At 72.9% G+C, this 26812-nt stretch carries 24 protein-coding genes; 18 read left to right on the top strand and 6 right to left on the bottom strand.

Annotated elements, in window-relative coordinates; translation table 11 throughout:
- Positions 1 to 191 precede the first annotated feature (191 nt).
- The 10 genes from JK361_RS28515 to JK361_RS28470 all read left to right on the top strand — a co-directional run bounded on the left by JK361_RS28515 (position 192) and on the right by JK361_RS28470 (position 10635).
- Entirely contained in the window at positions 192 to 1028 is an 837-nt protein-coding gene (locus JK361_RS28515) for a fructosamine kinase family protein (RefSeq protein ID WP_201823545.1), read from the top strand.
- Between the two features lie 155 nt (positions 1029 to 1183).
- Entirely contained in the window at positions 1184 to 1375 is a 192-nt protein-coding gene (gene tgmA / locus JK361_RS28510; protein ID WP_201823270.1) for a putative ATP-grasp-modified RiPP, read from the top strand.
- A 17-nt stretch (positions 1376 to 1392) separates the two neighbouring features.
- Positions 1393 to 2376 (top strand): ATP-grasp ribosomal peptide maturase, encoded by a 984-nt coding sequence (gene tgmB / locus JK361_RS28505; protein ID WP_201823268.1) that lies wholly within the window; start codon positions 1393 to 1395, stop codon positions 2374 to 2376.
- A 35-nt stretch (positions 2377 to 2411) separates the two neighbouring features.
- A complete protein-coding gene (locus JK361_RS28500) occupies positions 2412 to 3299 on the top strand; it encodes a Gfo/Idh/MocA family protein (RefSeq protein WP_201823266.1) in 888 nt (295 codons plus the stop codon).
- Positions 3300 to 3773: 474 nt separating this feature from the next.
- Positions 3774 to 4877 (top strand): PP2C family protein-serine/threonine phosphatase, encoded by a 1104-nt coding sequence (locus tag JK361_RS28495; protein WP_201823264.1) that lies wholly within the window; start codon positions 3774 to 3776, stop codon positions 4875 to 4877.
- Positions 4878 to 5217: 340 nt separating this feature from the next.
- Positions 5218 to 5685: a hypothetical protein gene (locus tag JK361_RS28490; protein WP_201823261.1), complete on the top strand. Its 468-nt coding sequence runs from the start codon at positions 5218 to 5220 to the stop codon at positions 5683 to 5685.
- Positions 5686 to 6084: 399 nt separating this feature from the next.
- Positions 6085 to 7326, top strand: coding sequence for a serine hydrolase domain-containing protein (locus JK361_RS28485; protein WP_201823259.1), 1242 nt, complete (start codon positions 6085 to 6087; stop codon positions 7324 to 7326).
- Positions 7327 to 7768: 442 nt separating this feature from the next.
- The gene (locus JK361_RS28480) at positions 7769 to 8389 is read left to right on the top strand and encodes an L-threonylcarbamoyladenylate synthase (RefSeq protein WP_201823255.1); all 621 of its coding nucleotides are present in this window, start codon (positions 7769 to 7771) and stop codon (positions 8387 to 8389) included.
- 142 nt (positions 8390 to 8531) lie between these two features.
- Positions 8532 to 9287 carry a dienelactone hydrolase family protein gene (locus JK361_RS28475; protein ID WP_201823246.1) on the top strand — a complete coding sequence of 252 codons (756 nt, stop codon included), beginning with the start codon at positions 8532 to 8534 and terminating at the stop codon, positions 9285 to 9287.
- Positions 9288 to 9435: 148 nt separating this feature from the next.
- Positions 9436 to 10635 carry a glycoside hydrolase family 64 protein gene (locus tag JK361_RS28470; protein WP_201823245.1) on the top strand — a complete coding sequence of 400 codons (1200 nt, stop codon included), beginning with the start codon at positions 9436 to 9438 and terminating at the stop codon, positions 10633 to 10635.
- 60 nt (positions 10636 to 10695) lie between these two features.
- On the opposite strand, the gene JK361_RS28465 is transcribed toward JK361_RS28470, so the two are convergent.
- The gene (locus JK361_RS28465) at positions 10696 to 13095 is read right to left on the bottom strand and encodes a M4 family metallopeptidase (protein WP_201823243.1); all 2400 of its coding nucleotides are present in this window, start codon (positions 13093 to 13095) and stop codon (positions 10696 to 10698) included.
- 346 nt (positions 13096 to 13441) lie between these two features.
- Here JK361_RS28465 and JK361_RS28460 point away from each other — a divergent pair, with 346 nt between their 5' ends.
- The 5 genes from JK361_RS28460 to JK361_RS28440 all read left to right on the top strand — a co-directional run bounded on the left by JK361_RS28460 (position 13442) and on the right by JK361_RS28440 (position 18062).
- Complete coding sequence (locus tag JK361_RS28460) at positions 13442 to 14257, top strand: SAM-dependent methyltransferase (protein WP_201823241.1); 816 nt, start codon at positions 13442 to 13444, stop codon at positions 14255 to 14257.
- Complete coding sequence (locus JK361_RS42665; RefSeq protein ID WP_372448743.1) at positions 14257 to 14454, top strand: cupin domain-containing protein; 198 nt, start codon at positions 14257 to 14259, stop codon at positions 14452 to 14454. Before JK361_RS28460 ends, JK361_RS42665 begins: the two co-directional genes overlap by 1 nt.
- A 162-nt stretch (positions 14455 to 14616) precedes the next feature.
- Positions 14617 to 16134 carry a metallophosphoesterase family protein gene (locus tag JK361_RS28450; RefSeq protein WP_201823239.1) on the top strand — a complete coding sequence of 506 codons (1518 nt, stop codon included), beginning with the start codon at positions 14617 to 14619 and terminating at the stop codon, positions 16132 to 16134.
- A gap of 67 nt (positions 16135 to 16201) precedes the next feature.
- Positions 16202 to 17254 (top strand): LLM class flavin-dependent oxidoreductase, encoded by a 1053-nt coding sequence (locus JK361_RS28445; RefSeq protein ID WP_201823237.1) that lies wholly within the window; start codon positions 16202 to 16204, stop codon positions 17252 to 17254.
- 196 nt (positions 17255 to 17450) lie between these two features.
- A complete protein-coding gene (locus JK361_RS28440; RefSeq protein WP_201823235.1) occupies positions 17451 to 18062 on the top strand; it encodes a DNA polymerase ligase N-terminal domain-containing protein in 612 nt (203 codons plus the stop codon).
- 18 nt (positions 18063 to 18080) lie between these two features.
- Here JK361_RS28440 and JK361_RS28435 read toward each other — a convergent pair whose 3' ends face one another.
- The 4 genes from JK361_RS28435 to JK361_RS28415 all read right to left on the bottom strand — a co-directional run bounded on the left by JK361_RS28435 (position 18081) and on the right by JK361_RS28415 (position 22561).
- Complete coding sequence (locus tag JK361_RS28435; protein WP_201823232.1) at positions 18081 to 20408, bottom strand: SpoIIE family protein phosphatase; 2328 nt, start codon at positions 20406 to 20408, stop codon at positions 18081 to 18083.
- A 52-nt stretch (positions 20409 to 20460) separates the two neighbouring features.
- Positions 20461 to 20928 (bottom strand): peroxiredoxin, encoded by a 468-nt coding sequence (locus tag JK361_RS28430; protein WP_285440290.1) that lies wholly within the window; start codon positions 20926 to 20928, stop codon positions 20461 to 20463.
- Entirely contained in the window at positions 20925 to 21305 is a 381-nt protein-coding gene (locus JK361_RS28425) for a DoxX family protein (protein ID WP_201823540.1), read from the bottom strand. Before JK361_RS28425 ends, JK361_RS28430 begins: the two co-directional genes overlap by 4 nt.
- Positions 21306 to 21703: 398 nt before the next feature.
- A complete protein-coding gene (locus tag JK361_RS28415) occupies positions 21704 to 22561 on the bottom strand; it encodes a LysR family transcriptional regulator (protein WP_201823229.1) in 858 nt (285 codons plus the stop codon).
- A 153-nt stretch (positions 22562 to 22714) separates the two neighbouring features.
- Between JK361_RS28415 and JK361_RS28410 the strand changes: the two genes are divergently transcribed.
- From JK361_RS28410 to JK361_RS28400, 3 genes are all read left to right on the top strand, one after another.
- Entirely contained in the window at positions 22715 to 23527 is an 813-nt protein-coding gene (locus JK361_RS28410) for an EamA family transporter (protein ID WP_372448746.1), read from the top strand.
- Positions 23528 to 23789: 262 nt separating this feature from the next.
- Entirely contained in the window at positions 23790 to 24548 is a 759-nt protein-coding gene (locus tag JK361_RS28405; protein ID WP_201823224.1) for an IclR family transcriptional regulator, read from the top strand.
- Between the two features lie 98 nt (positions 24549 to 24646).
- The gene (locus JK361_RS28400; RefSeq protein ID WP_201823221.1) at positions 24647 to 25855 is read left to right on the top strand and encodes a PP2C family protein-serine/threonine phosphatase; all 1209 of its coding nucleotides are present in this window, start codon (positions 24647 to 24649) and stop codon (positions 25853 to 25855) included.
- A gap of 446 nt (positions 25856 to 26301) precedes the next feature.
- On the opposite strand, the gene JK361_RS28395 is transcribed toward JK361_RS28400, so the two are convergent.
- Complete coding sequence (locus JK361_RS28395) at positions 26302 to 26727, bottom strand: ATP-binding protein (RefSeq protein WP_201823217.1); 426 nt, start codon at positions 26725 to 26727, stop codon at positions 26302 to 26304.
- Positions 26728 to 26812: the final 85 nt, after the last annotated feature.

Genomic DNA, 26812 nt, shown 5'->3' with positions numbered 1-26812 from the left:
CCCTGCGGGGCCCTGTGCCCCTGGTGTGGCGACGCGGCGCCCTCACGCTAGCCGTACCGGATCACCACGGGTAGTAACTGCCTGGGTTTGGCTGAAATCCGTCGTATCAATGGTTGAAGTGCCCGCAGTGGAGCCCTACTTGTGGGCCGTACCCTGGGGCCGTGGTCAACCGAGACGAGGATCCAGGACGGGTGGCGTCCCGGCTCACCGGGCGCCCGGTCACCGGCGCCCGGCGGTCGTCGGGCTCGCCCGCGGAAGTACGGCTGGACGACGGAACCCTGGTGATGGTCAAGCGTGGCGACGGCCCGGGGGCGGTGCGCGCCGAGGTGGCGGGGCTGCGCTGGCTGGCCGCCGCGGACGCGGTCAGGGTGCCGGCGGTACTCGGGCACGATGAGCGCTGGATGGTGACGGAGCGGGTGCCGACGGGGTCTCCCGACCCCGACGCGGCGCTTAGTTTCGGCCAGGCCCTGGCCCGCTTGCACGCGGCCGGCGCGGCCCGTTTCGGGTCACCACCGCCCGACGGCCCCGAGGACGCCTACATCGGTCTCGCCCCCATGCGCAACGCGCCGGGCGCCGACTGGCCCCGCTGGTACGCCGAGCACCGCGTACTGCCCTATGTGCGCGGCGCGGTCGACCGCGGCACGCTCCGCCCGGCCGAGGCGACCGTGTTCGAGCGGGTCTGCGCGCGGCTGCCCGAGCTGGCGGGGCCGGCCGAGCCACCCGCCCGGCTGCACGGCGACCTGTGGAACGGAAACGTGCTGTGGGGCGCCGACGGCGAGGTCCGGCTCATCGACCCGGCCGCGCACGGCGGGCACCGCGAGACCGACCTGGCGATGCTCCGGCTGTTCGGCTGCCCCCATCTCGACCGGGTGCTCGCCGGCTACCGGCAGGTGACACCCCTGGCCGACGGCTGGCGGGACCGGGTGGCGCTGCACCAGCTCTTCCCGCTACTGGTGCACGTGGTGCTGTTCGGACGCGGGTACGCCGAACAGGCTCTCGCCGCCGCCCGGGAGGCGCTCACGGGTTGAGACGGCGGCGGCGGGGCGCAGCCTCGCGGCCTCTTCCCGCGTCCTACTGGCCGACGCACGAACGGCCCCGCCGCGGACGATGGTTACGCAGCGTAAGGAAACCAATCACCCGTTCGATTCGTATAAGGACGTGAAAGCCTAATCAGGGAGAGAGCATGCAACCGTTCACGCTCAACTATGCGCGGCCCGCTGTGCAGTTGGAGGACACCACTCCGTACGCGTACGACTCCGGACTGCAGTTGAACGTCCTCCCGGACGGGCGCATCGCCGCCACCGACCACGCGACCCTGAAAGCACTCGGAACCACGACCTCCACCGCCGGTTCCAAGACGCACTTCGACGACTGAACCGCGGACTCTGAAAGATGACCGTGCTCATCCTGACCAATCAGGAAGACGTGACGGCGGACATGGTGGTCCTCCGGCTGGGCGAGGCCGGCGTGCCCGTCGTCCGGCTCGACCCCGCCGACCTCACCAACGGGGTGGCGCTGTCGGGCGAGTACATACACGGCGCCGGCCGGGGACATCTGTCCGTCGGCGGGCGCCTGGTGAGCATGAACGGCCTGCGCTCCGTCTGGGTGCGCCGGCCGGGAGCGCCGGCCGCCCGCGCCGCCCAGCCGTCGGCCTGGCTGACGGAAGAATCCTCGCAGGCGCTGTACGGCATGCTGCGTTGCAGTGACGCACGCTGGATGAACGATCCCGACGCCGCCCGCCGCGCCCGGCACAAGCCCTGGCAGCTGCGGCTGGCCCAGCGCAGCGGCCTCGCGGTGCCGGCCACCCTCATCACGACGTTCCCGCAGGCGGCACGGGAGTTCGCGGAGCGCTTCCCGGACCTGGTCGTCAAGCCGGTCTCCGGGGCGCATCCGCAGGAGCCGCCCCGGGCGGTGCCGACCAGCCGGGTCGCACCGGACGCCGACTTCGCCGCGGTGGCCTTCGGGCCGACCCTGCTGCAACGGCGGGTCCCCAAGCGGGCCGACATCCGGCTGACCGTCGTCGGCGGCACGCTGCTGGCCGCACGCAAGCCGGCCGACCCGGACGCCGACCCGGACGACGTGGACGTCCGCTTCGCCCCGTCGGCCTCCCCCTGGCTGCCCACGGACGTGCCGCCACGCGTCGCCGAGGGCGTACTGCGCTACATGGCGGGGGCGGAACTGGCCTACGGGGCCTTCGACTTCGCTGAGGACGCCGACGGGATCTGGTGGTTCCTGGAGTGCAACCAGTCCGGCCAGTTCGGGTTCGTCGAGATGGACACCGGCCAGCCGATCGCCGCCACCATCGCCGACTGGCTCGCCGGACCGGGTGATTCTGGCCACACGTGTGCGGAGGGTAACCGGGGCGCGGCATCGTGAGGGTGCGGGGAACGGCTCTGAGAAAGGAACGCGACATGCGCATCGGACTGCTGGGAACGGGCCCGTGGGCGAGAGCGGCGTACGCCCCCGCCCTCGCCGGGCACACCGGCCTGGAGTTCGCCGGGGTGTGGGGGCGCCGGCCGGAGGCGGCCACGGAGCTGGCCGGGCAGTACGACGTCGCCGCGTACGCCGACGTGGACGCCCTGCTGGCCGACGTGGACGCGGTGGCGGTGGCCCTGCCGCCGTCCGCGCAGGCCGAGTTGGCGGTGCGGGCGGCCGCCGCGGGCCGTCATCTGCTGCTGGACAAGCCGCTGGCGGTGTCGGTCGCCGGGGGGCGGGCCGTGGTGGACGCGGTGGAGCGGGCCGGGGTGTCGTCGGTGGTGTTCTTCACCGCGCGCTTCCAGAAGGAGCCGGAGGCCTGGATCGAGGAACAGGCCGCCGTGACGGGCTGGTTCACGGCACGGGCGCAGTGGCTGGGATCGGTGTTCACGAGCGACAGCCCGTTCGCCGCCTCGCCGTGGCGGCGGGAGAAGGGCGCGCTGTGGGACGTCGGTCCGCACGCCCTGTCGGTCCTGCTGCCGGTCCTGGGCGACGTACGGCAGGTCGTGGCGGCGGCGCACGGTCCGGCGGACACCGTCCATCTGGTGCTCGACCACGCCACGGGCGCGTCGAGCACGCTCACGCTGAGCCTGACGGCTCCCCCGGCGGCGGCCGGCGCCGACGTGGAGCTGCGCGGCGAGGCGGGGGTGTCGGTCCTGCCGGGGAGTTCGGAGGGTGCGGTCCCGGCGCTCTCCCGGGCCGCCGACGCGCTGGTGCGGGCCGCCCGCACGGGCCGCCCGCACTCGTGCGACGCCGCGTTCGGCCTCCGGGTCACCGAGATCCTGGCGACGGCGGAGGCCCGCCTGGCCGGCAGCACCGAGTAGCCGGGCCGGGGCCGCGGCCGGGAGACCGGGCGGCCGGCCACCGGGCTTTACAGGGTCGGCAGCCACCTTTTTCCGCGGGGTGAGCCACCGGCATTTCCCCGGGGTGAGCCGCCGCCGTTTCCCCGGGGTGGGCCACCGGCATTTCCCCGGGGCGAGCCGCCGCCGTTTCCCCGGGGTGAGCCGCCGGCATTTCCCCGGGGCGAGCCGCCACCGTTTCCCCGGGGTGAGCCGCCGCCGTTTCCCCGGAGTGGGCCACCGGCATTTTCCCCGGGGCGAGCCGTCACCGTTTCCCCGGAGTGGGCCGCCGCCGTTTCCGCGGAGTGCGCCGCCGCCTTTTCCGCGGGGACGGCAGCCGGCTTTCCCGCGGGACCGGCCGCCGCCTTTTCCGTGGGGTCGGCCACCGGCTGTTCCGTGGGGTCGGCCACCGGCTGTTCCGTGGGGTGCGCGGCCTCGGCGGCGGCGTAGCTTGGGGATGTGGGATCGGTGCGCGACTGGCCGTCGCGCGGGCACCGGGAGCATCGCGGCTGGCTGCGGGGCGCGCCGCCGCCGTGGTGGGTACGCGTGCTGCCCGTGTTCCTGCTCGTGGCCGTCGGCACGGCCACGCTGATCACGCCCCATGCGCACGACCTCGGTTTCCTGCTGGGCGCGATCCCGCCGCTGGCGGTCCTGTCGTACGGTCCGCTGACGACCGGGCTCCTCGGCCTGGGCGTGGTCGTCGTGCTGAACGTGCCGGCCGCGCATCTGAACCGCCCCGGGAACACCGACCTGCTCACCATCGTGTTCGTGGTCGCGCTGAGCGTGTTCGTGTCCTATGTGCGCAGTCACCGGGACGCCCAGCTGCACACGGAGCGGGCGATCGGCGAGGCGGTGCAGCGGGCCGTGCTGCCGCCGCTGCCGGACCGGGTCGGGCGGGTCCGATGCGCGACCTACTACCGGGCCGCGCAGGACGGGACTCTGGTGGGCGGGGACTTCTTCGACGTACGGGCGGGGCCGTACGGCGTGCGCGCGGTGATGGGCGATGTGCAGGGGCACGGTCTGCGGACGGTCGCCACGGTGGTGTCGCTGCTGGGGGCGTTCCGGGAGGCCGCCCTGGACCAGCCGGACCTGGAGTCGGTCGCGGCCCGGCTCGACCGCCGGCTGGCGGTGGACTCGGTGGACGCACGGCACGCGGAGCTGTTCGCGACGGCCCTGCTGGTGGAGTTCGCCGACGCGGCCACGGTGCGGGTACTGGCCTGCGGTCATCCCGCGCCTGTCCTGCTGGGCGAGAACGAGGCCCGGGAGGTGCCCGTCGCGCCCGGTCCGCCGCTGGGTATCGGGCTCGTCGGTGTGGAACCACCGAAGGAGGTCACGGTGGCGCTCGGTCCGGGCGACCGGCTGTTCCTCGCCTCCGACGGGGTGTGGGAGGCGCGGGACGACGGCGACGCCTTCTATCCGCTCCCGCGGCGGCTGGCCACCCTGGCGGCCACCCCGTCCGCCGAGCTGCCCGCCGCCGTGTGGGAGGACCTGCTGCGGCTGCACTACAAGGTCCGCGACGACGCCACCATGCTGGTGCTGGCCCCCGAGCCGCCCGGCGCCTGAGCCGGCTCCGCAGGGCGCGCCGCGCTCACGCCGTGCTCCGGCATACACACCCACCGTTTCCGGGGGGATGCGGGCCGGCCGGGGCGGTCAGGACGCTCGCCACCAGCGCCCGCGGCTCCGGGCGATCACGTACGGGTGATGTGTCCCCCCTGCCCCAAGTGACGAACCGTTAGCCGGAGTTCGAACGTCCCGCCAGAAACGCCAGGGTGCGCCACCCCTTCCGCCGCGTAGAAATATCTACAACCATGCATATGCCGGGTTGCTGTGCGCACGCACGAAGTGCCCGGACACGGCCGTTCCCTGCGCTCGGGCAGGCGAGCGAGGACACCCGGAGCAGTGCATGACGAACACGATGTGGATGCGGGGCGTGGAGTGGCTGGCCGCGGCGTCGGCCGACCCGCGCGCGTGCAAATGGGAGTGGGATCACGGTGAGGGCATCGCACTGCTGGAGGCGGGCCGGTTCTGGGACGTGCTGAGCGTCCCCGACCGCCTCGGACTGCTCACCCTGGACCTGCTGTGGCGGCCGGCCCTGCCGGTGCCCGGGCCGACGCTGGTGGACACGGCGGCGGAGCGGGTCGGGTTCCTGCTGCCGCCGGACCCGTCGGGTGGCTGGGTGGGCGCCGGCCTGCGGTACGCGACGAAGGGGTCCTGGGTCGCCGTACCGCCCCCGTACCGGCCCGCCCGCTCCCTGGAGTGGCTCGTGCCGCCCGACGGCACCGGCACGCTCCACAAGCCCGGTGCCCTGGAGGAGGCGTTGCAACAGGCCAACGGCACGCTGGCGGTACTCACACCGCTGTGCGGCCGGTAGCACGGAACGCAGGAGCGGGGCGGAGGCGGGGGCCGGACGGAGGCAGGAGCCGGGCGGAGCCCAGGAGCCGGTCCGGGAGGGCAGGTACCCGGGAGCCCAGGAGCCGGACGGGCAGGGCAGGTACCCGGGAGCCCAGGAGCCGGACGGGCAGGGCAGGTACCCGGGGGCGCAGGAGCCGGGCGGGCAGAGCGGGTACCGGGGAGCCCAGGAGCCGGACGGGCAGGGCACGTACCCGGGGGCGCAGGAGCCGGGCGGGCAGGGCGGGGACCGGGCCGGGGGCCGCCTGGTGCCCTTCGTCCGGCGCGCGGTGCCTGACCGGCGCTCCTATCCTTGGAACGTCCCCGGGCCCCGACGTCCCGCCCAGCGCACGGTCGTCCCTCATGTGCTTGGAGTCAGCCCATGCCGCCTGTGTCCGTACGCCTGCGCCGGGGGTCCATGGTCGCCGTGCTCACGGGATCCCTGCTGGTACCGCTGACGGCGGGGGCGGCCCCGGCCGTCGGGCCGGCCCCGTACGTCTCCGCTACGCCGAGCCCGTCGCCGTCGGGGCCGGACGTCCGCCCCCTGACCCCCGATGTGGCGCGTCGACTCGACACGGCCGTACTGCGGGTCATGCGCACGGCGAACGTGCCGGGCGTGACCGTCGGCGTCTGGACGCCGGGCCAGGAGAGCTACGTCCGCTCGTTCGGGGTCGCCGACCGGGCGACCGGGCGGAGGATGACGCCCGACCTGTACACGCGGATCGGCAGCGAGACGAAGACGTTCACCGTCACCGCGCTGCTGCAACTCGTCGACCAGGGCAAGGTCGGCCTGGACGATCCGATCGGCAAGTACGTCGACGGCGTGCCGAACGGCGACAGGATCACGCTGCGGCAGCTGGCCGGGATGCGCAGCGGACTGTTCAACTACTCCGAGGACGACGGCTTCTTCAAGGCCCTGACGTCCGATCCGCAGCGGTCCTTCACTCCGCAACAGCTGCTCGACTACGCCTTCGGACATCCGGTGATGTTCCAGCCCGGCCAGAAGTTCTTCTACTCCAACACCAATCTGATCCTGCTCGGTCTGGTCGTGGAGAAGGAGAGCGGTCAGCGCCTCGGGGACTACATCGAGCAGCACATCCTCGTCCCGGCCGGTATGAAGGACACGCTCTTTCCGGACGGCAGCGAGTTCCCCCGGCCGCACGCGCAGGGTTACACCGACCAGACGGCGAACGGCAAGGTCGCCGAGACCGCGGGCTGGAACCCGTCCTGGGGCTGGGCCGCGGGAGCGATGATCTCCACCCTCGACGACCTGCACATCTGGGCGCCCACGGTCGCCACCGGCGAACTGCCCGACGGCCGGCGGATGATCAGCACCGCCACGCAGAGGCAGCGCCTCATCACCCCGGCGACGCCGATCCCGGGCGCCGGCTACGGGCTGGGCATCTTCAATGTGCAGGGATGGATCGGCCACAACGGTTCCCTGCCCGGCTACGAGTCGCTGACCATCTACCTCCCGGCGACCCGGACGACCGTCGTGGTCCTGCTCAACACCGACATCGACCACGGCCGGAACGAACCCAGCACGCTGTTCGGCGAGGCCATCACGGAGATCATCTCCCCCCGGCACGTGTTCAACCTGCCCGCCGCGCCCGCGGCCCGGTGACGGCCCGGCCCGGTGACGACGCGGCCCGGCCGGCTCCCCGCCGTTCCCGCGCCGGTGCGCGCGTCCGGTGACGCCCTGGCCCGGTGACGCCCGGTCCCGGTGGCGCCTGGATCCGGTCGCGTCCGCGGGCCGGAGCCGCCGGACAGGGCTCCGCCGGCGGCCTGGGGGGGTGTGGCCGCCGGCGGAGACGCCGCGCCCGGGACGGGGGGACGGCCCCGGGCGGCTCAGAGGTCGGATGCCCCGGAATCCATGACGTACGCACGCCGGATTCGCGCGATCCGGGGAGCGGGCGATCAGACCGCGACCGGGGCGGAGCGCCCGGCCGGCGGACCGCACGGTGCCCGGCCGATACCGGCGGGGCGCGTGCGCCGCTTCGGGCTCGCAGGGGGGTACGGGCGCGTGCGGTGCGCGTGCGGCGCGCGGGACGGCATAAGCTCGACGGGTGGCGAAGTACTTCGACGTGCATCCCGAGAACCCGCAAGCGCGCAGCATCGCGCAGATCGCCGACGCCGTGCGTGCGGAGGCGCTCATCGCATACCCGACCGACTCCTGCTACGCGCTCGGCTGCCGACTGGGCAGCCGGGACGGCATGGACCGGATCCGCTCCATCCGACGGCTGGACGACCGGCACCACTTCACGCTGATGTGCCGTGACTTCGCGCAGCTCGGCCAGTTCGTACGCGTGGACAACGACGTGTTCCGCGCGGTGAAGGCGTCGACGCCCGGCAGCTTCACGTTCATCCTGCCCGCCACCCGCGAGGTGCCGCGCAAGCTGCTGCATCCGAAGAAGAAGACCGTGGGCGTGCGGATCCCCGACCATGTGGTCACCCAGGCGCTGCTGGCGGAGCTGGGCGAGCCGCTGCTGTCCAGCACGCTGCTGCTGCCGGACGAGGGTGAGCCGCTGACCCAGGGCTGGGAGATCAAGGACCGGCTCGACCACGTGGTGGACGCCGTCGTCGACTCGGGCGACTGCGGCACGGAGCCCACGACGGTGGTCGACTTCTCCGGCGGGGAGGCGGAGATCGTCCGGCGGGGCGCCGGGGACACCACCCGCTTCGAGTGAACAACCGGCCCACCGGCGCTTCGAGTGAGCGAACGGCCCACCGGGTGCGGGGTTCCTGATCTTGCGTGAAAGCATGGACCGCAGCCGCGGCGCCCCTGACCATCGCCCGTCGGCGTCCATTCCCCGAGGGAGGGCTTTCACCATGAGCGATGTCCAGGGAAACGTTGTCGACATCCCCACCGAGGACGGTGTCGCCGACGCCTACCTCGTCCACCCGGCCGACGGACGGCCCCGTCCGGGCGTACTGCTCTACCAGGACGCCTACGGGCTGCGGCCGCACCTGCGTTCGATGGCCGACCGGCTCGCCGGCGCCGGTTACACCGTGCTGGTACCGAACGTGTTCTACCGGCTCGGCCGGGCGCCGGTCGTGGACCTGCCCGAGTTCATCGACCCGGACTCCGACCCGACCGTCTGGGAGCGGCTCGGGCCGATCCTCGCCGGACTGACGCCGGACCTGGTCAAGCGGGACGCGGGCGCCTATCTGCGGTGGCTGGCCGACAGCTCCCTCGTCACCGCCGGCGGGGTCGCGCTGACCGGCTACTGCATGGGCGCCCGGCTCGCGCTGTGGACCGCGGGCGCGCATCCGGACCGGGTCGCGGCGGCGGCCGGTTTCCACGGCGGACAGCTCGCCACCGACGCGCCGAGCAGCCCGCACCTGGAGGCCCCGCGCATCACGGCGGAACTGTACTTCGGGCACGCCGACGAGGACCCGTCGCTGACCCCGGAGCAGATGGCGCGGTTCGAGGAGGCCCTGAGCGCCGCCGGCGTGCGGCACACCTGCGAGGTCTACACCGGCGCCCACCACGGCTACACCCAGGCGGACACCTCCGCCTACGACCGGGTGGCCACCGAACGGCACTGGGCCGCGCTGCTCGCCCTGCTCGAGCGCACGTTCTGAGCAAGGCCCCGGCGTCCGCCCGACGGTGAACGCCGGGCCGATCCCGTCGCCGCCATTGACATGCACGCGTCCTGGCCCGACGCTGAGAGCGCTCTCAGACAGGTACGGACCAATTCCGTACAGCCCCGACCCCACACGGAGGTGGAGAGTGCCTCACAGGTTCACACGCCGCGCGCTGCCCCCGGCCGCAGCCGCGGCCCTGCTCGGCGGAGTGCTCGTACTCGGCGCACCGGAACAGGCCGGTGCCGCGGTGCCCGACACCATCCCCCTGAAGATCACCAACAACTCGGGCCGGTCCGAACCGGTCTACGTCTACGACCTCGGCACCCAGCTGTCCTCGGGACGCCAGGGCTGGGCCGACGCGAACGGCGCCTTCCATGCCTGGCCGGCGGGCGGGAATCCGCCGACTCCGGCGCCGGACGCCGCGATACCCGGCCCGGCCGCCGGCCAGTCCAAGACCATCCGCATCCCGAAGTTCTCCGGCCGGATCTACTTCTCCTACGGCCGGAAGCTCGACTTCAGGCTCACCACCGGCGGCCTGGTGCAGCCCGCCGTCCAGAACCCCTCCGATCCCAACCGGGACATCCTCTTCAACTGGTCGGAGTACACGCTGAACGACTCCGGGCTGTGGCTCAACAGCACCCAGGTGGACATGTTCTCGGCGCCGTACGCGGTCGGGGTGCAGCGTGCCGACGGCAGCGTGAGCAGCACCGGGCATCTGAAGTCAGGCGGCTGGTCCGGCTTCTTCAGCGCACTGCGCGGACAGCCCGGCGGCTGGGCCGGCCTGGTCCAGACGCGCTCCGACGGCACCGTGCTGCGCGCACTGTCACCGCTGTACGGCGTGGAGACGGGAGCCCTGCCCGCGAACGTGATGGACGACTACGTCGACCGCGTCTGGCGGAAGTACACGACGTCGACCCTGACGGTCACACCGTTCGCCGACCAGCCGAACACCAAGTACTACGGCCGGGTCTCGGGCAACGTCATGAACTTCACCAACTCCTCCGGCGCCGTCGTCACGAGCTTCCAGAAACCGGACGCCGCCAGCATCTTCGGCTGCCACAAGCTGCTGGACGCGCCCAACGACCAGGTACGCGGCCCCATCTCCCGTACGCTGTGCGCCGGTTTCAACCGCTCGACCCTGCTGGTCAACGCGAACCAGCCGGACACCACGACGGCGAACTTCTACCGGGACGCGGTGACCAACCAGTACGCGCGCGAGATCCATGCCCGGACCGCGGACGGGAAGGCGTACGCGTTCGCCTTCGACGACGTCGGCAACCAGGAGTCGCTGGTGCACGACGGCGGCCCGCAGCAGGCGTATCTGACGCTGGATCCGCTGAGCTGACACCACACACGACGGTCCCGCACCCCGGGAACGGGGTGCGGGACCGCGCGCCGCAAGGGCTCAGCTGGTCGTCAGGGCCGTGTCGTCCACGACGAAGCTGGTCTGGAGCGAGGAGTCCTCCACGCCGTTGAACTTCAGCGTGACCGTCGAGCCCGCCAGCGAGGACAGGTCGAAGGTCTTCTGGCTGTAGCCGGAGGCCTTGTCGAGGTTCGAGTAGGTTGCGAGCGTCTTCGAACCCGCGGTCACCGTCAGCTTGTCGTACTGGACGCTGGAAGTGGTCTCCGCGGAGTCGATGTGCAGGTAGAAGGTCAGGCTGGCCTTGCAGTTCGCGGGGATCGTCACCGACTGGGACAGCGTGTCGGTGTGCGAGGAGCCGTAGCCGTCCAGCCAGGCCTTGTAGGAGCCGCTGTGCGCAGCCTCACCGCTGTCGGTGGTGATGACGCCGCTGGTGGCGGTCCACCCGGTGTTGCCGGACTCGAAGCCCTGGTTGCTGAGCAGCTGCCTGGAGGTGCAGCCGCCGGTCGTGCTGACCGTCCAGGAGAAGGTCGCGGTGCCGGTCGCGCCGGTGGAGTCGGTCACCGTCACGGTGGTGCTGGACGTGCCCGCCGTGGTGGGCGTGCCGGAGATCAGACCGGTCGAGCTGTTGATCGACAGACCGGCGGGCAGGCCGGAGGCGCTGTAGCTCAGCGCGCCGCTGTTGGTGCTGGTCGCCTGGATCTGCAGGTTCACGGCGGTGCCGACGGTGGAGGACTGGCTGCCCGGGTTGGTGACCGTCACCCCGTTGGCCGGCGGGTTGATGTGGCTTCCGACGTTGATGCCGGCGAAGGCGTTGCCCACCCCGGCGTACTGCGTCGAGTTGGCGCCGTACAGGTCCGAGGCCGCGCGCAGGGCGGCGGCGCGGGCGTCGGCGTAGTTGGTGCTGGACGTCATGTACGTCGTCAGCGCCTTGTACCAGACCTGAAGCGCGGCGGCCCGGCCGATGCCGGTGACGGCGACGCCGTCGGAGGTCGGGCTGTTGTAGGTCACGCCGTTGATGACCTTGGTGCCGCTGCCCTCGGACAGCAGGTAGAACATGTGGTTCGCCGGGCCCGAGGAGTAGTGCACGTCGAGGTTGCCGACGCCGCTGTACCAGCTGTCCGCCGAACCGCCGTCCTTGCTCGGCTTGTCCATGTAACGCAGCGGCGATCCGTCGCCGTTGATGTCGATCTTCTCGCCGACGAGGTAGTCACCGACGTCGTTGGAGTTGTTCGCGTAGAACTCCACTCCGGTGCCGAAGATATCCGAGGTGGCCTCGTTCAGGCCGCCGGACTCGTCGCTGTACTCCAGGCCCGCCGTGTTGGAGGTGACGCCGTGCGTCATCTCGTGGCCGGCCACGTCCAGCGAGGTCAGGGCGTGGGTGTTGCCCGAGCCATCGCCGTAGGTCATGCAGAAGCAGCTGTCGTCCCAGAAGGCGTTGACGTAGCCGCTGCTGTAGTGGACACGGCTGTAGGCGGCGACACCGTCGTTGCGGATGCCGCTGCGGCCGAAGGTGTTCTTGTAGAAGTCCCAGGTCTCCTGCGCGCCGTAGGCGGCGTCGGCGCCGGCGGTCTGGGTGTTGGAGCCGGTCCCGTCACCCCAGACGTCGTCCGCGTCCGTCATCAGGGTGCCGGTGCCGGAGGTGCCCCGGTTGAGGTTGTAGGTCTTGTGACCACCGCGCGTGGTGTCGTTCAGCTGGTACGTCGAGCCGGACAGCGAGGTGCCCAGTGTGACGGTGCCGCTGTACTGGGTGTTGCCGGTGCCGGTCTTGATCGCCTGGTACCGGTACAGCTCCTTGCCGGTGGTGGCGTCGGTGATGACGTGCAGCTGGCTGGGGGTGCCGTCGTCCTGGAAGCCGCCGACCACCGTCTCCCAGGCGAGCTTCGGGGTGCCGGCGCCGGCCCAGATCACCTTGCGGGCGCTGTCGGTGGTGGGCGTCTTGGCGTCCAGGGCCTTCGCGGCCTTCAGCGCCTTGGTCTGGGCGGCCGACTTGGTGAAGGTCGCGGCGGTGGAACGCACCTGTATCTTGCGCTTGTTGTTGAAGGTGGTGCTCACGGTCCCCTTGGCCAGGGAGGCCGGCGGGGTGTGCACGACGAGGTCGCCGCCGAGGACGGGCAGACCGGCGTAGGTGCGCTCGTAGCGCGTGTGCACGGTGCCGTCGTTGTCCTTCACGACGCCCTTGACGACCAGCTTCTCCTGCGCGCCGAGGCCGAGGCTGCGGGCGGTCGTGGCGGTCTTCTCCTGGGCGCTCTTCATCAGCGCCTGTTGCTGGGCCGGGCTGAGCTTGGCCTCCAGACCGCCGGTGCGCAGCGTGCCGGCGTGGGGGGCGGCCGGGGCGGCGGTCGACGGGACCGCCTGGAGGCCGACGGCGAGGAAGGCCGCGGTGGAGACCAGGGCGGCTCCGACCGTGGCGCGCTTGTGGGGAAGGGGTCTGTGGGGTCTCACTCGTACTCCTCCTGCTGCGGCCGCCGGTCGGCGGCCGGTGACAGACGGGCAGACGGGTCTGTCGCCCGGGTGAGCTGAGCTGTGCGAGGCGTGATCCGTGAACCGGTGGGGTGGATCAGCATGCGGAGGGAGGATGACAGTATTGACCGAGCCATGTCACCCAATGACGGGTCAATCGAGGGTTTTCCCTACCGGCCCCTCACACCCGCGACCACCGCGTCCCGGCAGTCCCGGCCGGGTCCGCACGCGGCCGCCGGAAACACGAACCGGGAGGTGGTGGAAGGGTGTTCGGACGTAGGTTGTGCCATGGCTGACCCACGTCTTGGCTGAAAGAGGGACACGACCCATGACCGATCCGGCGACGACGCCCGAGCCGGCGACGCACCAGAAGATCGACACCTCGGTGCCGCACTCGGCCCGCATCTGGAACTACTGGCTCGGCGGCAAGGACAACTACCCGGTCGACGAGGCGGCCGGCGACGCCTACACCGCCGTCTTCCCCGGCATCGTCACCATCGCCCGCGGCAGCCGCGCCTTCCTGCGCCGCAGCATCGCGTACCTCGTCTCCGAGGCGGGCATCCGGCAGTTCCTGGACATCGGCACGGGCCTGCCGACCGCCGAGAACACCCACGAGGTGGCCCAGCGGCTCGCTCCCGAGGCACGGATCGTCTACGTCGACAACGACCCGATGGTTCTGGCCCACGCCCGCGCGCTGCTGTACTCCTCCCCCGAGGGCGCCACCTCCTACATCGACGCCGACGTCACGGACCCCGACCGCATCCTCGCGATCGCCGCCGAGACGCTGGACCTCACCCGGCCCACCGCGCTGGTCCTCAGCAACATCCTGGGCCACGTCGCCGACTACGACCGGGCCCGCTCGATCGTGGACCGGCTCATGGACGCCCTGCCGCCGGGCAGTTACCTGTCCGTCAACGACGGGTCGCGCGGCATCGATCCGGTCTTCGAGCAGGCCCAGGACGCCTACAACAGCAGCGGCGCGATCCCGTACAACCTGCGCACGGTCGACGCGATCACCGGGTACTTCGACGGCCTGGAACTCGTCGAACCCGGCGTCGTCTCCGTCACCCGGTGGCGCCCCGAGCCCGGTTCACCCGTCCCGGAGGTCGTCGCCGAGCACGGGGGACTCGCCCGTAAACCGTGATGCCCCGTTCCGCGCGCCGAGGCAGCCCGAGCGCCGCCGCCGCGGTGTACATCGCGGCGGCGGGACACGCAGTGCTCGTGGCCGACGGCGTCGACGTCGACGTACGGGCCGGGGAGATGTACCTCGTCCCGGCCGGGGTGGAACATGCCGTGCGCCCGGGCAGCCGGGGCACGCTCGTCATCGTCGAGCAGGTCTAGGCAGACCGGTCCGGCGGCCGGTCACGGGCGCGCGATCCCCGCCGCGACGGGGACCGCGCCCCCGGCCGTGGGTGCCCGGCCCGGAACGCCCCATGCCCGTGAGGGCGTTGGGCGCGACCCCGGGCTCCCGGCCCTGACCGGGGCGTTGTTACCGTGCACCGCGTGTCTGACTCCTCACGCGATACCGCACAGGGCGCCGGCTGGGGCGCGGCCGAACCCGGCACCTACCAGCGGCTGATGCCGGACCACGTCGCGAAGCTGTCGTGGCTGAACCCCCGGACCCTGTGGGCCGCCCGCAACGGCGTCCTGGCGTCCTGGTTCGGCGATCCGACCGGCGCCACCCGCAGCCGCTGGGTGGCCAGGCGGGTGGCGGCGGGAGCACCCGCCGACAAGCTGGTCCGCCGGGAGGTACCGGAACGGTTCTCCTTCATGGTCATCGGGGACACCGGCGAGGGGGACGACTCCCAGTACGCCGTCGTCCCCGGCTTTCTGAAAGCGAGTCGGGGCACGGACTTCGCGGTGATCGCCAGCGATGTCATCTACCCCGTCGGCAGCGCCGACGACTACGGCGACAAGTTCTTCCGGCCCTACCAGGACTACCCCGCGCCGATCTACGCGATACCGGGGAACCACGACTGGTACGAGGACCTCGGGGCCTTCATGCGTGTGTTCTGCGCCGACACGCCGCCGCTCGACCCGGAGCCCCGGCCCCGCCCGCTGACCCGCGCCTGGTGGCGTTCCCTGCTGTGGCACCGGGCACGGCCCGCCGACGGACAACGGCTCGCCGCGGCGCGGGCGTTGCGGTCGGCACCGGGTCAGCAGGCGGTACAGCCGGGCCCGTACTGGGCGATCGACGCGGGACCGGTGCGGATCATCGGCATCGACACCGGCCTGCTGGGCACGGTCGACGCGGAACAGGGCGCCTGGCTGCGGGAGATGTCCGAGGGCCCCCGGCCGAAGATCCTCGTCACCGGGTCGCCGTTGTACGTCGACGGCGAGCACCACCCGTGCCCCATCGAGGGCGGGGGCACGGTGGACGACATCGTCCGGGCCCCGGAGCACCACTACGTGGCCGCGATCGGCGGCGACATCCACAACTACCAGCGCTACCCGGTCACGGTGGACGGCCGCACCATCCAGTACGTCGTGGCGGGCGGCGGCGGCGCGTTCATGCACGCCACGCACACCATCCCGCGGGTGTCGGTCGGCGGCGTCACCGAGCGCGACTTCCGCTGCTACCCGCTGCGCGGCGACTCGCTCGCCTTCTACAGCCGCCTGTACGGCCGCCGGCTCCGGCTGCGCCGCTTCTTCCGCCTGTCCGAGACGGAGGCGACGGCCGTGATCGCCGAGCGGCTGGGCATCGAGCCGGGCCGTGCCCCCGGCCCCGGCGCCCGGATCACCCGCCGCACCCGCCTGGTCGCGAGCCTGCTGGGCACCGGTCGCCGTCCCGACCGGCCGGCCCGGTTCCGGCTGCCCGTGCGGAAGATCTACACCCAGTTGTTCTCGCCGTCGTCCGCCACCTACAGCCCGCCGTTCTTCAAGTGTTTCCTGCGGCTGGACGTCGCTCCGGACGCGGTCCGGCTGCGCTGCTTCGCCGCGACGGGCAACCGGGCGCAGGAAGTCGATCCGCCGGTCGAGGACGAGGTCGTGATCCCCCTGCCGCCGGCCGGGGCGAACTGATCACACGGTTGTCACACTCGCCTGCCAGAATCGGGGAAGAGCCGACACACGACCGCTGGAGGACCCGGTGCCGTCCACCTCTCGCCCCCTGCGCAGCCTGGGCTTCCTCACCATCGGCCTGTTCGACGCGGCGGACCCGGGCCGGGGCCACGAGTCCACGCTGGAGATCATCGAGTTGGGCGAGCGGCTCGGTTTCGACACCGCCTGGGTCCGTCACCGGCATCTGCAGTACGGCATCTCGTCCCCGGTCGCCGTCCTGGCCGCCGCCTCGCAGCGGACCCGCCGGATCGGCCTGGGCACCGCGGTGACACCGCTCGGCTGGGAGAACCCGCTGCGGCTCGCCGAGGACCTGGCGACCGTCGACGTCCTGTCCGGCGGCAGGCTCAACCCGGGCGTCAGCGTGGGCCCGCCGATGCACTACGCACACGTCAAGGACGCCCTCTACCCGGACACCGCCGACGCGGAGGACTTTGGTTACGGACGGGTACGACGGCTGCTGGACCTGGTGCGCGGCAAGCCCGCCACCGACTTCAGCGGTACCGAGGGGTTCGAGACGTTCTCGGACGTCGTCCAGCCGCATTCCCCCGGCCTCGGGCGGAGACTGTGGTACGGCGGTGGCAGCCTGGGCTCGGCGCGCTGGGCCGGCGAGCACGGGATGAACTTCCTGACCAGCAGCGTCGTCAAGGCGGAGCAGCCGGAGGGGCCGCCGGACTTCGCCGAGATCCAGCTGTCCCACATCCGGGAGTTCCGCGCGCACCACCCCGACGGCGAGGCGGCCCGGGTCTCGCAGGGGCTGGTCGTGATCCCGACGGACTCCGCGAGCGCCGAGCAGCGGGCCCGGTACGCGCGGTACGCGGCCGAGCGGCTGCCCCGTACGGCCTCCCCCCAGGGCCCGGCGCGACTGCTGTTCGCGCCGGACCTGGTCGGCACCTCGGCGGAACTGGCCGAGCGGCTGCGGGCGCACGCCGCTTTCCGCGAGGTCGAGGAGGTGGCGTTCGCGCTGCCGTTCACCTTCGGGCACGAGGACTACGAGCAGATCCTCACGGACATGGCCGAGCGACTGGGCCCGGCCCTGGGGTGGCGGCCCGGCGGCGGAAAACTCCAGGTCACCACTCGGTAGGCGGCGGCCGGGTTGGCCCAGGTGGTGTCACCGCCGCAGGGCGGAACGGTCTCGGCGCGCCTTCGGTCCGCCGTGGGGCCGGGCCGGGCGGGTCGCGGTGCTGCGCGCGGCGGCGGACCGGACGGCGTCGCGGGCTGAACCGGCCGGGTCCGGGTACCCGGGGGCGCGTGAGGCGGACGCAGGGAAGGAGCCGCACGTGGCAGCGGAGGACCGGCTGCGGACGTACCGCGGCAAGCGCGATTTCGGGCGGACCCGCGAGCCCTCGGGGCAGGCGCCCGCGGCCGGCGGCGACCGGCCACGGTTCGTGGTGCAGATCCACGACGCGCGCCGGATGCACTTCGACTTCCGGCTCCAGGTCGACGACGTCCTGAAGTCCTGGTCGGTCCCCAAGGGCCCGTCCGGCGATCCGGCGGACAAGCGGCTGGCGGTGCCGACGGAGGACCATCCGCTGGAGTACGAGGACTTCGAGGGCACCATCCCGAAGGGCGAGTACGGCGGCGGCACCGTGATCGTCTGGGACCGCGGCACGTACGAGCCGCTCAGCCATGACCGCAGGGGGCGCCCGGTGGACTTCGCCGAGTCCCTGGAGCGCGGGCATGCCACGTTCCGGCTGCACGGCACCAAGCTGCACGGTGAGTACGCCCTCACGCGCTTCCGCGGCGGCTCGGACGAGGAGGACGCCTGGCTGCTGGTGCGCAAGGGGCCGGCGCGGTCGGCCGGGCACGGCACACCCGATCCCCGGCGGGCCCGCTCGGTGCGCACCGGGCGCACGCTGGCGCAGGCCGCCGCCGACGCCGGACAGGGGTGACACCGCCCGTTTCGGTGGTCAGGCGCCGGGCAGCGGCTGTTCGGCCCAGATGGTCTTGCCCGCTGCGGTCTGCCGGCTTCCCCAGCGCTGGGTGAGCTGGGCGACGAGGAGCAGTCCCCGGCCGCCCTCGTCGTAGACGTGCGCCCGGCGCAGGTGCGGGGAGGTGGAACTGGCGTCGGACACCTCGCAGATGAGGGCCCGGTCGCGGATCAGGCGCAGCTGGATGGGCGGTTCGCCGTAGCGGATGGCGTTGGTGACGAGTTCGCTGACGACGAGTTCGGTGACGAAGGAGGTCTCCGCCAGTCCCCAGGCGGCCAGTTGCTCGGTGGCCGCCTGCCGGACGACGGCGACCCGGGCGGGGTCGGGCGGGACGTCCCAGGTGGCGACGCGGTCGGCGCCGAGGGCCCGGGTGCGGGCGAGGAGCAGCGCGACGTCGTCGCAGGGCTGGGCGGGCAGGACGGCCTTCAGGACGTTGTCGCAGAGGGCTTCGAGGGAGTCGGCGGGGGCGGCGAAGACCCGGAGCAGTTCCTCGGCGGCGCCGTCCAGGTCCCGGTCGCGGTAGTCCATCAGGCCGTCGGTGAAGAGGGCGACGACGGTGCCCTCGGGCAGTTCGAGTTCCAGGGCCTCGAACGGCAGCCCGCCGACGCCGAGCGGCGGCCCGGCGGTCATGGGAAGGAGTTCGGCGGTGCCGCCGGGCAGGATGACGGCGGGGGCCGGATGACCGGCGCCGGCCACGGAGAGGCGGCGGGCGACGGGATCGTAGACGGTGTACAGGCAGGTCGCGCCGAGTTCGGCGACCTCCTCTCCGCTGCCGTCGGCGGCGAGGTGCGTGACCAGGTCGTCGAGGTGGGTGAGGAGTTCGTCGGGGGCCAGGTCGACGTCGGCGAGGGTGCGCACGGCCGTCCGCAGCCGGCCCATGGTCGCCGAGGACTGGATGCCGTGGCCCACCACGTCGCCGACGACCAGGGCGACCCGGCCGCCGGAGAGCGGGATGACGTCGAACCAGTCGCCGCCGATGCCGGCCAGTGATCCGCACGGCAGATAGCGGTGGGCCACCTCGACCGCGGCCTGTCCGGGCAGTCCGCGCGGGAGCAGGCTGTGCTGGAGGGCCAGGGCGGTGGAGCGTTCGCGGGCGAAGCGGCGGGCGTTGTCGACGCAGACGGCGGCGCGGCTGGCGAGTTCCTCCGCGAAGGCGGCGTCGTCGGGGCCGTAGTCGTCTGGGTGGGCCATGCGGACGCAGACCGCGACGCCCAGGGTGGTGCCGCGGGCCCGGAGCGGCACCGCGATCATGGAGTGGGCGCCCTCCCGGTGGGAGCTTCCCCCGGGCGAGCGCACGTTGCGTTCCGCGAGCCACTCGACGAACTCGGGCTCACCGGCCTGGCAGACCACCGCGTGCCCTTCGTGCAGGGCACGGGCCGGCGGCAGGGTCGGCTTGTAGACGTGTGTCTCGCCGATGCTCACGGCCGAGCCGGGGTCGCCGGCCCGGGTGGAGCCGTGGGCGACACGGCGCATCTCGACGCCGTCCGGGAGGGCCGGCGGCTCCTCCGCGCCGAGCACCCAGTCCAGCAGGTCGATGCTGGCGAAGTCGGCGTACCTAGGGACGAGGAGTCCGATCAGTTCCTCGGCGGTGCGAACGACGTCCAGCGTGGTGCCGATGCGGGTGGTGGCCTCGTTGAGCAGGGCGAGACGGCGCCGGGCCCAGTACTGCTCGGTGTTGTCGAAGGCGGCGATTCCGACCGCGGTCAGCTCCCCGGAGCCGGCGCGCAGCGGCCACATCTCGATGCTCCAGAGGTGTTCGCGGTTCAGGGTGGGGGCCCCGGCGAAGCTCTCGTAGCGTACGGGCCGGCCGGTCTCGGCGACCTCGCGCAGATGGCGCAGGAAGCCCTGGTGGTAGTCGGCCTCGCCCACGGTGTCGGGGAAGAAGCGGCCGCTCAGCGAGGCCTCGGAGACGCCCATCACCTTGCAGGCGGCGTCGTTCACGCGGAGGTAGCGCTGCCGGAGGTCGAAGACGGACATGGACATGGACGCCTGCTCGAAGGCCTGGGCGGCCAGGGTGCAGCCGGGCGGGTCGGCCGTGACGACATAGCCGGCGGGGATCCCGTCGGCGTCGGTGACCGCGCAGGCGGTGACGGCCAGCTCGATCCGGTGGCCGTCACGGTGGCGCAGGGCGATGGTCCCGGAGCGCGCGAGGAGCGTGCCGTCGGCCGGCTCCTCCGCCAGCAGGTCCGCCGCCGGCCGGCCCACGACGTCCCCGGCCGCGTGACCGGTGAGCAGCCGGGCGCCGTCGCTCCACCCGGTCACCCTGCCCAGCGCATCGAGGACCGCCACGGCGGCGTCAGGCTCCATATGCCCCAGGATGTTCCGATTGACTCGGCGCATCAACCCGCGGGACCCCCGCTCACCCCCGGTGCGCGCGGAGAGCGGCGAGGGCCCGGTCGGCGTGGGTGTTCATGCGCAGCTCACTGCGGACGATCTCCAGGACGGTCCGGTCCTGGGCGATCACGAAGGTGACGCGCTTGGTCGGGACCAGGGTGAAGCCGCGCTTGACCCCGAACCGTTCCCGGACCGTGCCGTCGGGGTCGGAGAGCAGCGGCATGCCGAGGCCGTGCCGGCCGGCGAACTCCTGCTGCTTGTCGACGGTGTCCCCGCTGATCCCGACGGGCCGGGCGCCGACGGCGGCGAACTCGGCGGCGAGATCGCGGAAATGACAGGCCTCGGCGGTGCAGCCGGGACTGAGGGCCGCGGGGTAGAAGAAGAGGACGACCGGACCGTCGGCCAGCAGGTCGGTGAGCCGGCGGGTGGTGCCGGTCTCGTCGGCCAGCGCGAAGTCCTCGATCTTGTCCCCGGGAGCGATCCGCTCGGTCACGACAGTCCCTTTCCGTTCCGCGCCACTCCGCGCGCCCACAGCACGAGGGGCAGCTGGAGGGGCAGCCGGGCGAGGGCCGCCGCCCGGAGCGGGGCCGGCCGGTGGCGCCAGTCCGCGGCCATCTGGACGTTCGCCGGGAACACGCCGACGAAGAAGGCGGCTGCCGCCTTCGCTGCCGACGCACGTGTGCGCGGGGCCGCGATCCCGGCTGCCAGGGCCAGCTCGACGGCGCCGCTGGCGTACGTCCAGGCGCGGGGCGAACCGGGCAGCCGGCGGGGGATGATCGCGTCGAAGGGCCGGGGGGCGGCGAAGTGGGCGACCCCCATACCGGCCAGTAAGCCGGCGAGCAGCAGGGGTGAGCGTTCGGACCGGGGCACGGTTCCTCCTCTGGTGGCCTGGCGCCGGATATTACTTGACGGTTGCGCGGCCGCGGCCGTCCGCACCGAATCCACCGGGCCGCCCGCGGGGCGGCCGGGCCACAACCCCCGCTCGACGACGAACGGGCCCACCCGGCGGAGACGTTGCCCCCCGTTCTGCCGGCCGCTCACCTCGGGCCGGTCGACGGCGGCCTGGAGGAACAGGTGGTCGACGTCGGCCTCCGGGGCGACGTCGGCCTCCGGTCCGACGTCGGCCTCCGGTCCGACGGAGGCGGAGCCCGCCCGGTGGCTCGGCCTCCCGGTCGGGGATGCGGAGCCCACCCGGTGGGCGGCGGTGGGGTGGTCGTCGTTGTACGGGTCCTTGCGGGGTGTGCGAGAGTCCCCTGCCGAGCGCTGTGTCAGCTCGTCCGGTACAGCTCGGTGAGCAGTTCGCGCACCGCCCGGAGCGCCGGATGCGGGTCGTCGCGCCACCAGGCGAGGCGGACGGCGACGGGTTCGGCGTCACGGACCGGCCGGTAGACGACGCCGGGCCGCGGGTACTGGTACGCGGTCGCCTCGGCCGTCACCCCGAAACCGCGGCCGGCGGCGATGACCGTCAGCCAGTCGTCGACGTCGTGCGTCTCCTCGACGGCCGGACGGGCGTCCGCCGGCCACAGTTCCGGGGTGGCCGTGCCGGTCCGGCGGTCCACGAACAGGACCCGGTCGGTGAGGTCGGCGAGCCGTACGGAGCGGCGCCGGGCGAGGGGGTCGTCGGCCGCGAGCGCGCACAGCCGCCGCTCCAGCCCGACGATGGCGGTGCCGAAACGCCGGTCGTCCGGCGGCCTGCGCACGACGGCGAGATCGCAGGCGCCCTCGGCGAGCCCGGCGGACGGCGAGTTGACCCGGACCAGGTACAGATCGGTGTCCCCGTGCGCCGCGCTCCAGCGCCGCTGGAAGGCGACCGTATGCCGGCCCAGCGCCGACCAGGCGTAGCCCACGCGCAGCCGGGTGTGCCCCGAGGCGGCCTCCAGGACCAGGTCGGACACGTCCGCGAGCACCCGCCGGGCCTGGGCCAGCACGCGCACACCGGTCGCGGTGAGGGTCACCTCGCGGGAGGTGCGCCGCAGGAGCCGTACCCCGAGGGCCCCCTCCAGGGAGGCGAGGCCGCGGGAGACGGCGGCCTGGGAGACGCCGAGCGCGATCGCCGCGTCGGTGAACGTGCCCTCGTCCACGATGGCCACGAGACAGCGCAGCTGCCGGAGATCGATGTCGTCCATACGCTGATCGTATAGATCGACTGCCGTATGCATTTTCCGCAAGAGCGGAGCGGGCGCACGATGTCTCGCATGCGACGAGTTCTCGAGCGCCCGGCCGCGGCCGGGACCGCGGCGGCCACCACGCCGGCGCGCTCGCCCCGGCGGCGGGCCGCGGTGGCCGCCATGGCCGGCAGCGGCCTGTCCAACCAGACCGGCGCCGCCGTCGGCGCACTGGCCTTCCCCGTCCTCGGCCCGCTCGGCGTGGTGGCGGTACGGCAGTACGTCGCCGCACTCGTCCTGCTCATCGTCGCCCGGCCCAGGCTGCGGGCCTTCGCGTGGCCGCAGTGGTGGCCGGTGCTGCTGCTCGGCGGGGTGTTCGGCACGATGAACCTCACCCTGTACAGCGCCGTCGCCCGGATCGGGCTGGGGCTCGCCGTCACCCTGGAGTTCCTGGGGCCGCTCACGATCGCGCTGGCCGCCTCACGGCGCCGGCTGGACGCCGGGTGCGCGGTGCTGGCCGCCGTCGGGGTCGTCGTCCTGATGCGTCCGCGGCCCTCCGCCGACTACGCCGGGATGGCCCTCGGCCTGGTCGCCGCCTGCTGCTGGGCCTCGTACATCCTGCTCAACCGGGTCGTCGGGCGGCGCATCCCCGGGGCGCAGGGCGCGGCGGCCGCCTCGGCCGTGTCCGCCCTGGCCTTCCTGCCCGCCGGCGTCGCCGTCGCGCTCGCCCATCCCCCGACGGCCGGGGCCGTCCTGTGTGCCGTGGCCGCCGGTCTCCTCTCCTCCGCCGTGCCGTACCTGACCGACCTGCTGACGCTGCGGCATGTGCCGGCCCAGACGTTCGGCCTGTTCATGAGCGTCAACCCGGTGCTGGCGGCCGTCGTCGGCTGGGTGATCCTCGGGCAGGGCCTCGGCGGCGCGGAGTGGGCGGGCATCGGGGCGGTGGTGGTGGCCAACGCGGTGAGCATCGCCACCACGCGCCACTGACGACGGCCGGGCCGCCCGGCCCGGCCGGCACCTTTCGACCCGGCCCCTCTCGGCCCCGCACCTCTCGGCCCCGCACTCTCTTCGGCCGGGCACCCTGCGGCCCGGCACCTTTCGGCCGGGCACTCTTCGGCCGGGCACACCGCGGCCGGGCACCCTGCGGCCGACGTGCCCCGCCGTGCGCCGGCGCGACTCCCCCGCCCGTGGCCGGAAACGCGCCCGTCCCTGCCTTGCCGGGGCCAGCCGCCCGGGGCAACCTGGTCTCATGGGCGCTCAGGAAGGCCCCACCCTCATCACATCCGTGCAGCGGGCCCTCCGGTTGCTGGAGGCGGTGAGTGCGCACGAGAACGGCGCGCCGGCGAAACAGCTCGCGCGTGAGACGGAGCTGCCCCTGGCCACCGCCTACCACCTGCTGCGCACCCTGCTGCACGACGGATACGTGCGGAAGCTGGACGACGGCGGCTTCATCCTGGGCGACCGCGTGAACTCCCTGCACACGGCGGGACACGCGCAGACGCTGCTCAGCCGGATACGCCCGGCGCTGGCCGCCCTGCGGGACGAACTGTCCACCGCCACCTACCTCACCTTCTACGAGGACGGCGAGATCAGGGTCGCCGATATCGTCGACGGCCCCCGTACGCCACGGGTGGATCTCTGGGTGGGCTTCGAGGACGCCGGACACGCCACCGCGCTGGGCAAGTCCGTGCTGCGCGAGCTGCACGAGGACGCCCGCCGGGACTACCTCTCCAGGCACCACCTGGCCGACCTCACGCCCCGGACCATCACGAGCCTTCCGGAACTGCTCCGCAGGCTCGACGCGCCGCCCCTGGCACCGGCCGTCACGGATCTGGAGGAGTACTCGCTCGGAACCGTCTGCGTCGCCGTGCCCGTCTACCGCGGGGACACGCCCGGCGCACTCGGCGTCTCCCTGCCGGTGGAGCGGCGGGACCGGCTGCCGGAGATCCGGGCCCGGCTCCTGCCGATCGCCGACCGAGTGACCAGGGGGCTCTCGCTCACTATCTGAAAATCCGCTCCTTGTGGCCACCTTCACCCGGCCCGTTTCCTGGATGAAACAGACATTCCGGGTGTGCACCCCCTACAGGCGAGGACAGCGGACGAGACATGACCCAGGCTCGACACCAGGGTGGCGACCACGCGCCCATGCGGCTGTCCAGGAAGCGGATCGCGAGCGCCCTCGAGCAGGCCTGCCGACGTGTCACCGCACGGCTGACCGCGGGGATGCCGCTGCTGCCCGTTCTGGTCGTCGCCGTCGTCGTCTTCGTCGACGTCGCCACGCAGGCGGGGGTGCCCTGGCTGCCGCTGCTGGCGGCCGGCCCCGCGCTGGCCGCCGCCACCAACGGGCCGCGCGGTGTCATCTGCGCCGGTCTCCTCGCCGCGCTGATGGGCACGGCGCTGAGCATCGGGCACGCGGTTCCCGCACGCGAGCCGACGGCCGTGGTGTCCGCCCTGCTGGCCGTCACCGCGGCGAGCTGCCTGGCCAGCGCGATGCGGGGCCGTCGTGAACGGGTTCTCGCCGCCGTACGCTCGGTCGCCGAGGCGGCCCAGCAGGCGCTGCTCCAGCCCGTCCCGGAGACCGTCGGACCGTTCCAGGTGGCCGTCCGCTACAGCGCCGCCGCCGCGGAGGCCCGGATCGGCGGGGACCTGTACGCCCTGGTGCCCACCCCGCACGGCGTCCGGCTGATCGTCGGCGATGTGCGCGGCAAGGGGCTGCCCGCCGTGGGGACCGCCGCACTCGTGCTCGGCGTGTTCCGCGAGGCCGCCTACGACGAGCCCGATCTGCTCGCCGTCGTCGGGAGGATCGAGCGGAGCCTGGCGCGCAATCTCGGCCCGGACGACTTCGTCACGGCCGTGGTGGCCGGACACACCGAGGCGGGGCACCTGGAGATCGTCAACTGCGGACACGCGCCTCCGCTGCTGATCTCCGCGTCCGGAGAGGTCCGGCCGGTGGAGCCGGCGCAGCACACTCCGCCCCTCGGGCTGCGGGCCCTTTCGGGGCAGTCTCCCGGCCTCCAGCGTCTGCCGCTCGCGGCGGGAGACCAGCTGCTGCTCTACACCGACGGGGTCATCGAGGCCCGCGACCGCGCGCGGGAGTTCTATCCACTGGCCGACGGCGTGGCTCGCCATGCGTCCGACGAGCCGGCCCGCACGCTCACCGCGCTCCATGACGAACTGCTGGCGCACGTGGGCGGCCGCCTGCATGACGACGCCGCCCTGCTCCTGCTGCGCAAGCGGACCGAGGAGGAGCGGGTCGCCGTTCCGTCCGGACGGAAGACAGCGGCACAGACCGCGACGACGGCGCCGCGGGCCTGACTCCCGACCACGACACCTGGACACCTGGGCCACGGGCCTGACTGGCGGAGACGTGGCCTCTCACCACGGCGCCAGAGCGGGAAGCATGGCTCGGACCACTGCGCAAAGGCCGGAGGCGTGGCATCGCATCACGGCGTAAAGGGCGCAGGCATGGCATCGGAGCACAGCGTCCGGGCTGAGGACCCTGGCTTCGGATTGACGACGGTCAGGCCGCGCGCCTCGGCTCACAGAGGCGTGGCTTCACACCCCGTACAAGAGCGGGAAGCACATGGCTTCGGACCACTGCGCAAAGGCCGGAGGCGTGGCATCGCATCACGGCGTAAGGGTGGGAGGAGTGGCTTCGGACCACGGCGTCAGAGGCGGAGGCGTGGCTTGGGGGCACGGTCTTCGGGGTGACGGTCCGGGGTCGGCCCGGGTACCGGCTGCGTTCGGGTTCAGGCCCCGTCTCAGATCGTGCCCAGTTCGGCCCAGCGGGTGACCCCACCGGGGTGGACGTGTATGCCGTGCCGCACCGCCAGGGCGTGCACGATCGCCTCGCCCCGGCCGTGCTCGTCGGGGTCGATCCCGACCAGCGACGCACCCGCCGCCAGCGCCGCCCCCGCGTCGGTCACCTCGATGCGCAGATTGCGGCAGCCGTCGCCACGCACCCACGACAGCCGCAGCTCGGCCGGCGGCCGAGCGTGCACGATCGCGTTGGTGACGAGCTCCGACACCACGAGCATCGCGTCCTCGGCGATGTCCGGGCACACGCTCCAGTCGGCCAGGAGCGCCGCCACCCGCCGGCGCACGGCCGAGACGGCACCGGCGACGGGCGGCACCGGACACACGTGTTCGTATGCCGTCCGAAGCAGCGTGTTGAGCTGTGCCACCATGTTTCTCTCCCGATGGTGTGTACCGCCGAGTCCGGCATCGGTCTCGGCGCGTTCCGGGCCTTAGAGCAAGTTATGGAGACATATC

It is taken from the genome of Streptomyces musisoli (assembly GCF_016741855.1).
GTDB lineage: Bacteria > Actinomycetota > Actinomycetes > Streptomycetales > Streptomycetaceae > Streptomyces > Streptomyces musisoli.
This window is presented reverse-complemented; position numbering and strand designations above follow the sequence as displayed.

Excerpts from the sequence above, each read along its gene's own strand:
- tgmA (WP_201823270.1), top strand. The coding sequence starts at position 1,184 with ATGCAACCGTTCACGCTCAACTATGCGCGGCCCGCTGTGCAGTTGGAG.
- tgmB (WP_201823268.1), top strand. The coding sequence starts at position 1,393 with ATGACCGTGCTCATCCTGACCAATCAGGAAGACGTGACGGCGGACATG.
- JK361_RS28500 (WP_201823266.1), top strand. The coding sequence starts at position 2,412 with ATGCGCATCGGACTGCTGGGAACGGGCCCGTGGGCGAGAGCGGCGTAC.
- JK361_RS28490 (WP_201823261.1), top strand. The coding sequence starts at position 5,218 with ATGACGAACACGATGTGGATGCGGGGCGTGGAGTGGCTGGCCGCGGCG.
- JK361_RS28485 (WP_201823259.1), top strand. The coding sequence starts at position 6,085 with ATGCCGCCTGTGTCCGTACGCCTGCGCCGGGGGTCCATGGTCGCCGTG.
- JK361_RS28475 (WP_201823246.1), top strand. The coding sequence starts at position 8,532 with ATGAGCGATGTCCAGGGAAACGTTGTCGACATCCCCACCGAGGACGGT.
- JK361_RS28460 (WP_201823241.1), top strand. The coding sequence starts at position 13,442 with ATGACCGATCCGGCGACGACGCCCGAGCCGGCGACGCACCAGAAGATC.
- JK361_RS42665 (WP_372448743.1), top strand. The coding sequence starts at position 14,257 with ATGCCCCGTTCCGCGCGCCGAGGCAGCCCGAGCGCCGCCGCCGCGGTG.
- JK361_RS28435 (WP_201823232.1), bottom strand. The coding sequence starts at position 20,408 with ATGGAGCCTGACGCCGCCGTGGCGGTCCTCGATGCGCTGGGCAGGGTG.
- JK361_RS28415 (WP_201823229.1), bottom strand. The coding sequence starts at position 22,561 with ATGGACGACATCGATCTCCGGCAGCTGCGCTGTCTCGTGGCCATCGTG.
- JK361_RS28405 (WP_201823224.1), top strand. The coding sequence starts at position 23,790 with ATGGGCGCTCAGGAAGGCCCCACCCTCATCACATCCGTGCAGCGGGCC.
- JK361_RS28400 (WP_201823221.1), top strand. The coding sequence starts at position 24,647 with ATGACCCAGGCTCGACACCAGGGTGGCGACCACGCGCCCATGCGGCTG.
- JK361_RS28395 (WP_201823217.1), bottom strand. The coding sequence starts at position 26,727 with ATGGTGGCACAGCTCAACACGCTGCTTCGGACGGCATACGAACACGTG.